Origin of the sequence: Salimicrobium jeotgali (genome assembly GCF_001685435.2) — a bacterium.
Classification (GTDB): domain Bacteria; phylum Bacillota; class Bacilli; order Bacillales; family Halobacillaceae; genus Salimicrobium; species Salimicrobium album.
Genome location: NZ_CP011361.2, coordinates 244,550 through 257,017, shown reverse-complemented (window position 1 = coordinate 257,017; position 12,468 = coordinate 244,550). Strand labels below are relative to the sequence as shown.

General features: G+C 46.0%; 14 protein-coding genes. 5 read left to right on the top strand and 9 right to left on the bottom strand.

Translation table 11 applies throughout. From position 1 onward, the window contains the following. Window positions 1-51 precede the first annotated feature (51 nt). A complete protein-coding gene (locus AAV35_RS01340) occupies window positions 52-1,479 on the top strand; it encodes an NAD(P)H-binding protein (protein ID WP_008589150.1) in 1,428 nt (475 codons plus the stop codon). Between the two features lie 40 nt (window positions 1,480-1,519). On the opposite strand, the gene AAV35_RS01335 is transcribed toward AAV35_RS01340, so the two are convergent. Together AAV35_RS01335 and AAV35_RS01330 are read right to left on the bottom strand one after the other, a co-directional pair. Then, window positions 1,520-2,029 (bottom strand): PadR family transcriptional regulator, encoded by a 510-nt coding sequence (locus tag AAV35_RS01335; RefSeq protein ID WP_169819451.1) that lies wholly within the window; start codon window positions 2,027-2,029, stop codon window positions 1,520-1,522. Between the two features lie 74 nt (window positions 2,030-2,103). Next, window positions 2,104-2,838 carry an SDR family NAD(P)-dependent oxidoreductase gene (locus tag AAV35_RS01330; RefSeq protein WP_008589146.1) on the bottom strand — a complete coding sequence of 245 codons (735 nt, stop codon included), beginning with the start codon at window positions 2,836-2,838 and terminating at the stop codon, window positions 2,104-2,106. Window positions 2,839-2,998: 160 nt separating this feature from the next. Between AAV35_RS01330 and AAV35_RS01325 the strand changes: the two genes are divergently transcribed. Continuing rightward, window positions 2,999-4,402 (top strand): DHA2 family efflux MFS transporter permease subunit, encoded by a 1,404-nt coding sequence (locus AAV35_RS01325; RefSeq protein ID WP_008589144.1) that lies wholly within the window; start codon window positions 2,999-3,001, stop codon window positions 4,400-4,402. A 102-nt stretch (window positions 4,403-4,504) separates the two neighbouring features. Here the strand turns inward: AAV35_RS01325 and AAV35_RS01320 are convergent, their stop codons facing one another. Then, a complete protein-coding gene (locus AAV35_RS01320; protein WP_008589143.1) occupies window positions 4,505-5,689 on the bottom strand; it encodes a cation:proton antiporter in 1,185 nt (394 codons plus the stop codon). Window positions 5,690-5,832: 143 nt separating this feature from the next. Between AAV35_RS01320 and AAV35_RS01315 the strand changes: the two genes are divergently transcribed. Together AAV35_RS01315 and AAV35_RS01310 are read left to right on the top strand one after the other, a co-directional pair. Beyond that, on the top strand, window positions 5,833-7,050 hold the full coding sequence (locus AAV35_RS01315; RefSeq protein ID WP_008589141.1) for a dicarboxylate/amino acid:cation symporter: 1,218 nt from the start codon (window positions 5,833-5,835) through the stop codon (window positions 7,048-7,050). Between the two features lie 65 nt (window positions 7,051-7,115). Further along, window positions 7,116-7,355: a ferredoxin family protein gene (locus tag AAV35_RS01310; protein ID WP_008589139.1), complete on the top strand. Its 240-nt coding sequence runs from the start codon at window positions 7,116-7,118 to the stop codon at window positions 7,353-7,355. A gap of 47 nt (window positions 7,356-7,402) precedes the next feature. Here the strand turns inward: AAV35_RS01310 and AAV35_RS01305 are convergent, their stop codons facing one another. The 3 genes from AAV35_RS01305 to AAV35_RS01295 all read right to left on the bottom strand — a co-directional run bounded on the left by AAV35_RS01305 (window position 7,403) and on the right by AAV35_RS01295 (window position 9,418). Continuing rightward, window positions 7,403-7,615 carry a DUF5652 family protein gene (locus AAV35_RS01305; protein ID WP_040609224.1) on the bottom strand — a complete coding sequence of 71 codons (213 nt, stop codon included), beginning with the start codon at window positions 7,613-7,615 and terminating at the stop codon, window positions 7,403-7,405. A 104-nt stretch (window positions 7,616-7,719) separates the two neighbouring features. Next, on the bottom strand, window positions 7,720-8,229 hold the full coding sequence (locus AAV35_RS01300) for a YwhD family protein (protein WP_008589136.1): 510 nt from the start codon (window positions 8,227-8,229) through the stop codon (window positions 7,720-7,722). 304 nt (window positions 8,230-8,533) lie between these two features. Continuing rightward, window positions 8,534-9,418, bottom strand: a complete 885-nt coding sequence (locus AAV35_RS01295) for a helix-turn-helix domain-containing protein (protein ID WP_008589134.1) — start codon at window positions 9,416-9,418, stop codon at window positions 8,534-8,536. A 170-nt stretch (window positions 9,419-9,588) separates the two neighbouring features. Here AAV35_RS01295 and AAV35_RS14275 point away from each other — a divergent pair, with 170 nt between their 5' ends. After that, on the top strand, window positions 9,589-9,726 hold the full coding sequence (locus AAV35_RS14275) for a hypothetical protein (RefSeq protein ID WP_156330859.1): 138 nt from the start codon (window positions 9,589-9,591) through the stop codon (window positions 9,724-9,726). Window positions 9,727-9,878: 152 nt separating this feature from the next. Here AAV35_RS14275 and AAV35_RS01290 read toward each other — a convergent pair whose 3' ends face one another. From AAV35_RS01290 to AAV35_RS01280, 3 genes are all read right to left on the bottom strand, one after another. Further along, complete coding sequence (locus AAV35_RS01290) at window positions 9,879-10,481, bottom strand: class I SAM-dependent methyltransferase (protein ID WP_008589131.1); 603 nt, start codon at window positions 10,479-10,481, stop codon at window positions 9,879-9,881. 61 nt (window positions 10,482-10,542) lie between these two features. Continuing rightward, window positions 10,543-11,949, bottom strand: coding sequence for a YhgE/Pip domain-containing protein (locus AAV35_RS01285; RefSeq protein ID WP_008589129.1), 1,407 nt, complete (start codon window positions 11,947-11,949; stop codon window positions 10,543-10,545). After that, window positions 11,946-12,401 carry a MarR family winged helix-turn-helix transcriptional regulator gene (locus tag AAV35_RS01280; RefSeq protein WP_008589127.1) on the bottom strand — a complete coding sequence of 152 codons (456 nt, stop codon included), beginning with the start codon at window positions 12,399-12,401 and terminating at the stop codon, window positions 11,946-11,948. The genes AAV35_RS01285 and AAV35_RS01280 overlap by 4 nt, the downstream gene beginning before the upstream one ends. Window positions 12,402-12,468 lie beyond the last annotated feature (67 nt).

Here is a 12,468-nt window from a genome sequence, read left to right as displayed (position 1 = left end):
GGTTTCAGTTTTCACTGATAGGGAAGGATACAGAAAAAGGAGAGTGAGATGATGAGCAAAAGACCAGTTGTCGCCCTGACCGGGGCCAGTGGATACATCGGACAGAATCTGCTGAAAAAAATCGAGGACAAGGCTGACATAATAGCTCTTTCCCGTAATGGGGATAATTACGAGGACAGTGAACATATCCAGTGGAGGTCCTGTGATCTGTATTCAATGAATGATGCCGAGAAAGCTCTGGAGGGGGCGGATGTAGCCGTTTATCTCGTACACTCCATGATGCCCTCGGCGAAACTTACGCAAGGTTCTTTCGAAGATATGGACGTTATTTTAGCCGACAACTTTGCTCAGGCAGCCAGAAAGAACAATGTAAAAAGGATCGTTTACCTGACCGGTATCGTTCCGGGAGACGGAGAACCTCTTTCCAGACACTTGCGAAGCCGTCTGGAAGTCGAAAATATACTTCGTGCTTACGGCACCCCCGTCACTGCAATCAGAGCCGGGCTCATTGTAGGTCCGAAAGGTTCTTCTTTCCCGATTCTCGCAAAACTTGTGAAGCGCCTTCCGATTATGGTTCTGCCAAAATGGACGCGTATGGATACCCAGCCTATTGCACTGCCGGACGTTCTTAATGCCCTTGATGAAGGCCTGGAGAACGAAGAGATTTCCAATCGGTCCATCGATGTCGGCGGCCCGGAGGTAATGACTTACTGGGATATGATGTTGAAAACCGCAGCTATAATGGGGCGGAAGCCGAAGGCCATACCGGTACCGTTCATCACCGTGAAACTGTCCAGGCTGTGGGTAAGCATGGTGACCGGAGCATCGAAAGAAATTGTATATCCGCTTATCGAAAGCCTTAAACATCCGATGGTCGTTCAGAAAGAAAACTACGTGGAGGGCATCAGTGACGGCGAGATCACTTTCGAAGAATCCGCAAAATACGCTCTGGAAAGCGAGCGTCAAGAAGGTATAAGGCTGAAACTTCCCCAGCTCCCATCTTTCAAGCAGGATGTCCGTTCCGTACAGAGAATCATTCTGCCTGAAGGAGAAACAGCGGACAGTACTGCCCTTTACTACGTAGAATGGCTGGAATCTTTGCTGAACCCCTGGATCCGGACTACGGTAGATGAAGAACACTGCTGTAAAGTAGGAACTTCGTTCAGTTCGAAATCACTGCTGGAACTTTCTTATTCCAAAGAACGAAGTACGACAGACCGCGCCCTTTATTATATAACCGGGGGGCTTCTGACAGATTCGGAAAAGAACTCCCGTGGAAGACTCGAATTCAGGAAGATTCCTGAAAAGAATGAGCTTATAGTCGCTATCCACGAATATATGCCTTCACTTCCGTGGTTCGCCTATAAGTACACCCAGGCGTTCTCACATCTTATCATTATGCGGCTATTCAGCAATCACATGAAAAAGAAAAGCAACGAAACAGTATATAGCGAAAGTACCGACCCTGCTAAGGGATAAAGAAAAACGTGAAAGGTCTACAGTTGACCTTTCACGTTTATTACTGTGACTCTTTTTCCAGCCATACAGCCACTTCCTTCAGCCACTTTCTGTCTACCTGCATCCTGTCCTGAAAATGTTTATAAATATAGTACCCCGCCCCGCTCCCCTCACGGGCGTTTTTCTTCTCCGTTTCAATCGTTCCTATCCACTTTCTCACAGCTTCCGCCACTGCCCTTTGATTTGAATATCGGACGAATAATAGAGCCGGGTATACGGTACTTATCTCCATTTTCTGATTGAGGAACACCTGCAGTATCCGGTCGGAGAGTTCTTCTTTTCCCTTTTCCGTAATTTCATATACAGTGCGGCTCGGACGTTTTTCTATCTGTTCCTGCTTTATAGCCTTTATGTTTCCTTTTTCCTCCGCCCTTTTTATATTGTGGTAAAGATTACCTTCGGTTATCGGGAACAATTGATTCCAGTGCTGCTGTTTCATCATCCTCTTCATTTCGTAAGGGTGCATGGGGGATTCCCTCAACAGTCCCAGTATCAGTATATGCATCGACATTTTAGGACATACCTCTTTTCTTCGTTTATTCTTATCAAAAAATAAGCTGCCCTGTTTAAGGGCAGCCTGCACCATTACTGTGCTGAAAATCCTCCATCAATGACGAGTTCGGCACCTGTTATATAATCAGCATCATCAGAAGCCAAAAACAGGACAGCCTTCGCTATGTCTTCTGATTTTCCAAGTCGTCCGAGCGGAGTAGCCTTTTCAAGCTGCTCAAGCATACCGCCGGATTCTTTCAGGTTTTTCGTCATAGGCGTTTCTATCACACCCGGGAATACTGCATTTACGCGGACACCCTGTTTTCCATACGTAGTACTGGCAGATTTGGAAACAGCCCGCACGGCTCCTTTAGAAGCGGAATAGCTGTTAAATCCTAGACCGATTTGTGCTGTGAAGCTTGATATATTCACAATCGATCCTTTTCCGTTCTCCGCCATGTAAGGAGCTACGTGCTTGATTCCCGCAAACGGGCCGTAGCTATTGATACGCATCATCAGTTCCCAGTCCTCGACCGTTGTGTCGTCTGCCGACTTCTCTGTGGTGATACCCGCATTGTTTACAAGAATATCTATCTTTCCGTGGCGCTCCTTAATGTTCTCGACAGCATGCTTCCAGTCCTCATCGGAAGACACATCGAGTTTGACCCCTTCCACGTTCGCTTCCTGCTCGACAGCTTTAAGGCCCTCTTCGTTCACATCCGCAGCAATGACGAAAGCTCCTTCGTTTTTAAACAAATCCACCATTTCTTTACCCATACCGGAAGCTCCTCCGGTGATGATTGCAACTTTACCTTCTAATTTACCCATATTTATTCCTCCTTTATTTCTCTTTAATTATAACTTATTTATATACTTTGTGCAGACTATTTGAATTTCCTGTGCATATCAATTAACTTCCAGATTATGTTCTGCTATAATAGTTAAATTGTTCAACACATTATTAAATAGGAAGAAAGAAGGAATTGATATGGCTGACGGTCAAGGACGCCCCGATATAAATAAAGTTCCGCTGATGATTGTTCTGATTTCGGGAGCATTCGTAGCGATTCTCAATCAGACACTTTTATCTACTGCTATTCCCCCGATCATGAACGACCTCGGAGTAAGTGCGAATACTGCCCAATGGTTACAGTCGGTCTTCATGCTTGTTAACGGAATCATGATTCCCATCACAGCTTTTCTCATTGAACGTTTCACCACCCGTGGTCTGTTTCTTACAGCTGTCGGCACTTTCGCACTCGGAACTCTCGTATGCGCGATAGCCCCGACCTTTTCGTTTTTAATGGCCGGTCGTGTTCTCCAGGCCGGCGGCGCAGGTATCATTATGCCGCTGATGCAGACAATTCTTTTCCTCGTTTTTCCGATTGAAAAACGTGGCACCGCGATGGGTCTGTTCGGTCTGGTCATAGCCTTCGCCCCGGCTATAGGACCTACGCTCTCCGGCTACCTTGTAGGTCAATTCCCTTGGAGAAGTGTATTTTATGTCGTACTCCCTATCGCAATTATCGATATAATTGTGGCTTACTTTATTCTGAAGAACGTCACAACGAGGACATTCCCAAAAATCGATGCTCTTTCCATTTCCCTCTCCACGCTCGGGTTCGGAGGGCTTCTGTACGGTTTCAGTACAGCAGGTAATGTCGGCGGGTGGCTCGTCCCCCAGGTTTATATTCCAATTGTAGTCGGAGCTATTACGCTTACGCTGTTCATTAAACGTCAGATGAAACTCGAACAGCCTATTCTGGAGTTCAGGATTTTCAAATACAAAGTTTTCACCCTCACTACCGCCCTTGGCATGGTGGTGTTCATGTCGATGATAGGCGGGGCCGTCATTTTACCTATTCTGATGCAGAATATGCTCGGGTTTTCTCCGCTGGAATCCGGTCTGATGCTGCTTCCCGGAGCGATTTTAATGGGAATTATGAACCCGGTGACCGGTCGTCTTTTCGACATGTTCGGAGCCAGATGGCTTGCGATATCGGGGCTCGGGATTTTGACTGTTACGAATTTTCTCTTCACTTCACTTTCAGTCGAAACGACATTCGCCTATCTGGCGATTGTTAACTCTGCACGTATGTTCGGTATCGCTCTGGTAATGATGCCTGTGACAACTGCCGGCCTTAACCAGCTCCCTGATAGACTTATGCCTCACGGGACAGCTATGAATAATACAATGAGGCAGATTTCCGGAGCTGTCGGTACGGGGCTGTTAGTATCGGTCATGTCCAGTGGTGCCATCCCCGGAGAAGGTGCTTCCGGTATGGTTGCCGGTGTCAATAGTTCATTCATTGTAGCAGGAGCGCTTTCCCTTTTCGGTTTCGTACTCGCTTTCTTCATCAAGAGCAGGAAAAGAACTGCAGCTGCAGCCTGAGTAATTTGAAAAGAATGAATAGCAAAAGGCCCCCTGGAAGCCGGAGAAATATCGGTGTCCAGGGGGCTGTTTATGCCGGAGTAAACGAAAAAGAGCTCCCGGTCAGTTTTCGAGTTTACGGGATAACGGATATACCCCGAGGCTCTGAATAATCAGTGAGAGTACTACCACGGAGAAGCTGATGGATAACAGCGCTTCGCTTCCTTCCGGACTTTTCGCGTGGAGGCTCAGAATCAAAAATACGGACATCGTCCCCCTTATTCCCGCCCAGGAAACGAGAAAAGCCTGCTTTTGTTTATCAAGTGTACGGTTGTTATGAAATATAGCCAGCACTGCCGTTACTATTAAGTAACGGATAACGATAGATGCGACAAAAATGATAATAGCCATAATCCAGTTTGCGGAAGCGAGATAAGGTGTCGCCGTAATTCCGATAAGCAGAAAAACGAGAGCAAGCAAAGACGGTTCAACGACATTCCAGAAACCGGACAGTGCTTCTCTGTAATGTCCTTCCCGGTTCATATGCTCAAATTCATAACTCAGCATAATCCCTGCAGCCACTGTACCGAGCACTCCAGAGAATCCAACGTGTTCAGCTGTCTGGAATGCGCCGTAAGCGATAATGATACTGAGCATCACCTGATAATCGTGATGGTGGGTTATATGTACGGCTTTCGAACAGAGCCATCCGAACGCTACCCCCACGATCACTCCACCGAGCGACACGTACAGAAATTCCCCGAGGAACCCGGTGAGCTGAAAGGAATTCTCACCCAGATACATGCCGCTCAAAACAGTAAACAGTACTATACTCGTTCCGTCGTTGATCATCGACTCTCCGTCTACTACTTCGGCTATCTGTTCGTCTGCTGCTTCTTCAAGCACAGAGACAGCGGAGACCGGATCTGTCGGGGTCAGAATAGAAGCTATAACCATGGCCCCGAGAAAAGAGATACTTCCGAACCATCCTCCGACCATATACGTTAAGAGACCGAGCAGAAGCGCCGTGGCCATCAGGCCCAGGGTACTCAGCGTAGCCAGAACAGCACCGTGCCTTTTAATAGCTTTAGCCGAATATTTATAGGCAGAGACGAACAGAATACCCGGCAGGAAAATTTCATAAATTATCTTCTCCGTAACTTCCACCGTGGAAAAATACGGAATAAATGATAACCCGATACCGATTATGAGAAGCACCACCGGAATCGGCACACTCTTTTTCTTCTTATCGATAGTAAAAACGATATATCCTATAAACAAAAGAAGCACTACTTGAGTAACACTCATCCTTTCCCCCCCCTTTCCTCTACAATATTGAATACCTCTTTTTCCCTTTTAAAAAACAAAATCGTCTGTTTTGACATCAAAACTTTTTTCCGCTATTGTAATGCAGAGTAAACAAATCAGAATTAAGTTGAAGGAGGAACAGCGTGAAAAAACTCTGGAATTCATATATACATGCTTCACTCATTAAAAAAATTACGGTAGCTCTGGTTATCGGTATCATCCTGGGACTTCTTCTCGGTGATAAAGCAAGTGCCCTCGCCCCCTTCGGTGACCTTATGCTTCGTCTGTTACAATTTATTATCATTCCGCTTATTCTTTTTACACTGATCGTAGGGGTGAATCAGACGAATATCGGGAATCTCGGCCGGATGGGCGGCAAAGTGTTTCTGTACTATCTCGGCACTTCGGCTCTTGCCATCATCATCGGGACATCCGTCGCCAGCCTCTTCGACCCAGGTACAGGCCTTTCTTTAAGCGGCGACGAATCCTTTGAAGTTCCCGAAGACCCGGGAGTCACACAGGTGCTCCTGAGTATCGTTCCGGATAATATAGTAAAAGCATTCGTCGAAATGAATCTGCTCGGCATCATTTTTACTGCTTTCGCTTTCGGGATTGCTATATCTTATATGCGCAGTACAGAAAAATTCGGTGAAAAAGCCGATAGGCTGTACGATCTTATAGATACGCTGAACGAACTGACCTTGACCGTTATGAAAGGGATCCTCCAGTACATCCCGATTGGTATCGCAGCTATAATTGCAGGAATCGTAGGAGATCAGGGCGCCGACACCCTTCAGGAACTCGGAGGCTTCATCGGTGTCCTTTATATAGCCCTGCTCGTACAGCTCATAATTTACGCAGGTATTCTTCTGCTTACAAAAACGAAGCTGAGCCGTTTCTTCGGAGAAGCGAGAACCCCCATGGTCACCGCTTTCGTCACCCAGAGTTCTTCCGGAACGCTGCCGGTCACTCTTCATGCTGCGAGCCAGCTGAAACTGAACAAAAGCCTTTACGGCTTCAGCCTTCCGCTCGGTGCTACCATTAATATGGACGGAGCGGCTATAAGGATAGCAGTTTCGGCGGTATTTGCAGCAAATGTCATCGGTGACCCGCTGAGCTTTGTCAGCGTACTTCAAGTGGTAATCGTCGGCACGCTCGCTTCCGTGGGGACTGCCGGAGTCCCCGGTGCGGGTATTATTATGATTGCTACCGTCTTCTCCCAGGTAGGACTTCCGATGGAAGCAGTAGCTCTTCTTACTGCAGTCGACGTCTTTGTAGGTATGGGAGCCACCGCCCTTAACGTAACGGGAGACCTTGTCGGCACAAACGTCATCAGCAAAACAGAGAAACAGGCCTCCTGAGTGTGTTAAAATGAATGCGGGAAAACTTAATCCCCTTTTTAACATAGACATAAAGGAGGGTTTACATGGCTTTTGTCATCACTGCCCCGTGTGAACAGGAGAAATCCGGAGAATGCGTAGACGTATGCCCGGTGGATTGTATAGAAGAAGGTAAAGACATGTTTTATATCGACCCGGAAATCTGTATCGACTGCGGCGCCTGCGAAGCAGTCTGTCCGGTAGAGGCTATTTATTACGAAGAAGACCTTATCGATGAAGACATGCCATATGTAGAAAAAGCTAAAGAATTCTTTAATCGGAAATAGAAAAGCGGACCGCAAATCAAAACCTTGTTTGCGGTCCGCTTTTTGTATTATTCATTCAGCTTTCTGTCTTTCCTGAAAAATATGAGATATATTATTTCCACGAGACCGACAGTGTTTACAATCAGCAGGCTGAGAAACCAGGGCAGCTGTCTGTTACGGGCTGCATGCCAGAGTGCTATCCCCTTCCAGATAATAGACCATATGATTACAAACAGCAGCAGCGGGCTTTTAAAATTGAAACCGTTCTTTCCCTTTTCCATTCTTTTCCCTCCTTTTTTCATACACCTTGAATCTTTGGAAGACTGTTTATAAAAAAGCAGTTCCATCGGCATACACTATGACGGAACTGCTTTTCGTACTGATATTATTGTAATCCGCCAGCCACTTCGTCACGGGAGTTCTTCCAAAGCTCCCCGTGCTCTTCTTTCAGATAGTCCGCGAGTATCCGCTTCGATTTTTCATCCATATGTTCGACCAGGACTTTCCCTTTCAGCGATTTATCCAGATTATTGACGTGCTCCGGCATCGACTTATAACCGGGCTTAATCCGACGCTCTTCCGTCGATACCTGCACTTCACAGGCACCGATACCGTGGATATAAGGGCCTTCCTGCCCCACCTGCGTCGCTACCCAGACGATCCAGTACAGATTCGGTTCCACAAGCGGTTCCTTATCCGGTTTAAAACGGACCTTTTTCTCTATTTTACTGCGGGCATGCAGGGCATCCATATCAATGTAGGCTTCTTCTTTCTGAGGGTCGACAATAACCGGGGAAATGTTATCGAGGTTGATTGTTCCTACCCCGTAACTGCCATCTCCCCCTGTAGAATCACCGCTCAGTATATTAAACTGGTTTTTTTTCTCCTCAGCCATAATATAACCTCCCTCATCTCGCTATGTTTCTTCCATTATATCGCAGAAGGAGAGGGAACAAAAGGGAAGCTGTCTTCCATCAATAAAAACAGGCGGACCCTTCGGGGAAAGGGCCGCCTGTTTTTTATTAGTTAAAAGGAGAGGGGGGGTGATGATGGTGTGTCTTTATGAGTATGATTATATCTCCTCTTCCACTTTCCTGCAAAAGCTCCTGCAACGCTTATACACCTGTGTGCCCGGAGTACACTCCCCGCTCCCCTTTTTCTATACATAAACATATAAAATTATGAATATATGCATAATTCTATTTTATCATTCCCGTCTCCCGGTAATTCTCTATCTCACTTTCGATAAATTTAAGCAGGTTGTTCTTCTGCTGGAGTTCTATAATCGTCCTCGTTTTTCCCCAGTAACGCAACCCCTCTTCTTCGTCTCCAAGCAGCAGAAGGTTACGGCCGAGCTGATAGTGGAACTCTGCAAACAGAAACATATCCTCCTCGGATAAGCAAAGAGCCAGCCCTTTCTCACAATAACCTGCCGAGAGCTTATATTCCCCGAGATCCGAGTGAACTTTGGAGAGGTTGTAATATACTTTTCTTACAATCCTCTCTTTTTTCAGTGAAGCCATCCGCTTAAGGATACGCAGGGCTTTCTCCAAGTAATAGACGGCTTCCTTAAGCTCCCCTTCATTTCTTTTTATGATACCGATACTATTCAGGACGTTCATATCAAGTTCAGTAATCAATAAATCGAGGTCTCCATTCGACAGACAATCCATGAAGAGAGACACTGCCCCTGCAGCGTCTTTGTGAAGATGGTAAACAGTCATTGCTTTATGCCATTTCAGGTATTTGTGGCGGTGCCCTTTCTGGAGGAGCGGGTTTTTCGATTCCTGGTCCACGATCTCCTCAATAAGACTGTAGTCGCGGTCACGTCTCGCTTCCTCCAGCAATTCTTTTACTTCCTGAAAATAATCTTCCCTTTCCGTCGAATGCTCATCAAAAAAATAATTGATATCTACGTCGAACTTCTTCGAAATAGCCCATAACATCTGGTAGGAAGGCTCATTCAACCCCCGTTCTATCCTGCTTATTTCCGATTGGGAACAGATTTTATTAGCCAGAAAAGCCTGGGACATTCCGGTCTGTTTTCTCAATTCACGTATTTTTTCTCCAGTATTTTCATACATAACATCACCCCTCCTTCTTTATGCAAAAATGCATAATTTCATTAAAAAAATAAGATTGTTCTTCTACATACATTCATCCGCCATCGTATACATCTGTTTCCCTTTCTGAAAGAGTTTTATATTATTTACTATACCGTATTATAATTAATTTCAAAAGAGGTGGTGACTACGTGTCCAGGAAGCTTTCAGTCTTCGTCGTGACGATGCTGCTGGTTTTAGGTTCTGCAACTGCAGTGACTGCTAAAGAGACTACGTATGAAATATCAGCCAAACCTGTAATACAAGCTGATTTCCCCGATCAGCATTAACATCGATTCACCAGTAGATTTCAGCCGCTGGCTTCTCCCCGGAAGCCGGCAGTTTTTTTGTCTTCTCCCGGGTATAGCACTTAAAGGAACCGATTATTTCCCGGGTAATCCCGGGAAACTTATTCTCGCAAATAAAAGAATCCGTCTGCAAATCAGACGGATTCTTTTACTGCAATCAACTCGATAACATGACCAAGGCCTGTATGCCTTGTACCTTCCACGCGATTCGCTTCCCCATAATAAAAATGAAGGATTTTATCGTCGCGGAACCATTCAAGTATATCTTCAGGCCGGTACATCGCTTCTGTTGTCGGAGGCCCTCCGGTTTTGTAGTTTATTTGTTCTTCCGAGTACACTTCCATAAGGATAGTGCCGCCGGTCTTTACCGAGCCACGGACGTTTGCCATCAGGAAAGGCTGATCTTCTTTCGGCACGTGGCCGAATACCATAATCGCCCCATCATAAACATTTTCTCCAACCCGGTCCTTCGTAAGGTCTTTATGAAGCCCTTCCACGTAGACTTCCCGCTCGTCAGCGAGGCGCTTCATCTTCTCCATACCGACTTCGGAATTATCATAAGCCGTTACCGGGTGTCCCTCTTCAGCTAAGAATACGGCATTTCTGCCTTCCCCCTCTGCAAAACAGCCGATGTGACCGCCCTCTTCAATATAATCATAGTGATTTTTAATAAATTCATTCACCTCTGTGCCGTAAATAAATCCACTTTCGTTGAATCGTTGATCCCAATCTGTCATTTTTCATCCCTCCTGGTCCACCGTACCACTACTCAAAACGGAAAAACGAACAATTTGATCGTCAGACTGCATTTTCCATTTTCTCATGAAGATCCGGACGTTTATGAAACAGTTGAAAAACAGCTGCCCAGAGGATCGTCAGTACGAGGGAGAGGATGCCCAGTATGAGAAGTATTTCTCCTGGAGCAACGCTTTCCGTAAAATCGAACATCGCTTCCCTCATCCCTTTAATACTGTACGTCATCGGTGAAAATTCATGCAGTTTCTGAAATATAACTGGCGAAACTTTGATCGGGAAAGTGCCCGCGCTCGTACCGATCTGAAATACGAGGAGTAACACCGCCAGAAACCTGCCTATATTTCCGAGAGAGGAAACGAGAAGAGTAATCCCCATCATAAACGTAAGGGAAGTGAGAACTGTCATACTATAGAACAGAAGTCTATCCCCTATTTCTACATGCATAAAAAAGTCAAGCACCAGCGCGGCGATCAGCGCCTGCATAATAGCCTGCATCATTACTACACTCAGCTTCCCGGTCCACCCTCTCATACCTTCACGAATTGTATCATTCATGCTGTAAAATACGTGAAAGGCGATAGCACCGATGAAAAGACTGATACTCAAAATATAAGGAGTAAAACCTGAACCGTAGTTATCCACTTCCGTCATCGATTCTTCATTAATAGAGATCGGGTTTAAAAACTGGGAAGTGTTCCCCTCTTCCAGATTCAGCGTGCCTGCTTCCTCGAGTGCCGAACTTTGAGCTTCTTTCAATTGGCCTATTCCTTTTTCCAGTTCAGCGATGGCTTTATTCAGCTCTCCCGCCTGCGCACCGGCAGCCGGTGCCTGAGCCTGAAGATTATCAGCGAGTCCGGCACTTGCTTCTTTCAGCTGAGCCAGCTTCTCCTCCATCGCTCCGAGTTTCTCCTCATTTTGGGAGTACCCCTCTTTCATATCATTGATAGCCGTCGTCCAGGCCTCCGTGTAGGAAGACTGCAGCTGACCGGATACTTCTTCTGTCACTTTTTCACTGCCGCGCCCGGCGATGATTTCACCGGTCATGCTGTAGCCCGGATTCGTTTCGTACGTAATTTCCGGTTTCTCGGGTTTCTCATCGAAAACTGTGACCGCCTTCTGTGAAAAGGATTCGGGTATCGTTACCACGAGAAAATAGTCTCCGTTCTTCAATCCCTCGGCCGCTTCTTTTTGCGATGGAAAATGCCAGTCGAACTTCTCGTTGTCACGTAAGTTTTCAACTGTATCCGCACCTACTGCTACTTCTTCCCCTTCAAAATCGGCCGCCTCGTCCTCATTCACTACAGCAACCGGCAGTTGTTCCGTATTACCGTAAGGGTCCCACATAGAACCTACGAATACGGAAGTATAAATGATGGGTATACACTGGATAATGAAAAGTACCACCAGTATCTTTGGACTCGCTAAAATTTTCTTCCATTCTTTCTTCATTTTTCATCCTCTTCTTTCTTAAAACGTTTACTGATACGGAATAGTTTCCCGTAAAGGTCTTCCAATTCTTCCTCGGTAAATTCACCCGCAAAGAGGGTTCTCCACCGGGTTACGTTAATAGCTTCAATCCGTTCTACAACTTCGTGACCCTTTTCTGTCACTGCCACGTATTTACTCTTATGATTCGGTCCCTTTCTGTACTCGAGATATCCCCCTTCCACCAGCTTTTTCACTTTATTGGATACTCCGGTTTTATGCACACCGAGAATTTCAGCTATTTCTTTCATCGTCGTTTCCGGGTAGCTGTCGATCACTTTGATCAGCTGTGTCTGCTCCCTGGAGAAGTGTTTCAGCTCTTCATCCTCTTTCAGGGAGTGAGCCACCTGCTCCGAACCGTGCAAATAAATATCATAGATAGATTCGTATACCTGTCTGATAAGCTCTTCTCTCATACTTTCACCTCTATAGTATACGGGTTAAACTAATAGTCAGTTTACCCCTTAAACTATGACGAGTCAA

Bases quoted from the DNA above. Each gene is read 5' to 3' on its own strand.
- AAV35_RS01340 (WP_008589150.1), top strand. From the start codon at position 52: ATGAGCAAAAGACCAGTTGTCGCCCTGACCGGGGCCAGTGGATACATC.
- AAV35_RS01335 (WP_169819451.1), bottom strand. From the start codon at position 2,029: ATGTCGATGCATATACTGATACTGGGACTGTTGAGGGAATCCCCCATG.
- AAV35_RS01330 (WP_008589146.1), bottom strand. From the start codon at position 2,838: ATGGGTAAATTAGAAGGTAAAGTTGCAATCATCACCGGAGGAGCTTCC.
- AAV35_RS01325 (WP_008589144.1), top strand. From the start codon at position 2,999: ATGGCTGACGGTCAAGGACGCCCCGATATAAATAAAGTTCCGCTGATG.
- AAV35_RS01320 (WP_008589143.1), bottom strand. From the start codon at position 5,689: ATGAGTGTTACTCAAGTAGTGCTTCTTTTGTTTATAGGATATATCGTT.
- AAV35_RS01310 (WP_008589139.1), top strand. From the start codon at position 7,116: ATGGCTTTTGTCATCACTGCCCCGTGTGAACAGGAGAAATCCGGAGAA.
- AAV35_RS01305 (WP_040609224.1), bottom strand. From the start codon at position 7,615: ATGGAAAAGGGAAAGAACGGTTTCAATTTTAAAAGCCCGCTGCTGCTG.
- AAV35_RS01300 (WP_008589136.1), bottom strand. From the start codon at position 8,229: ATGGCTGAGGAGAAAAAAAACCAGTTTAATATACTGAGCGGTGATTCT.
- AAV35_RS01295 (WP_008589134.1), bottom strand. From the start codon at position 9,418: ATGTATGAAAATACTGGAGAAAAAATACGTGAATTGAGAAAACAGACC.
- AAV35_RS01290 (WP_008589131.1), bottom strand. From the start codon at position 10,481: ATGACAGATTGGGATCAACGATTCAACGAAAGTGGATTTATTTACGGC.
- AAV35_RS01285 (WP_008589129.1), bottom strand. From the start codon at position 11,949: ATGAAGAAAGAATGGAAGAAAATTTTAGCGAGTCCAAAGATACTGGTG.
- AAV35_RS01280 (WP_008589127.1), bottom strand. From the start codon at position 12,401: ATGAGAGAAGAGCTTATCAGACAGGTATACGAATCTATCTATGATATT.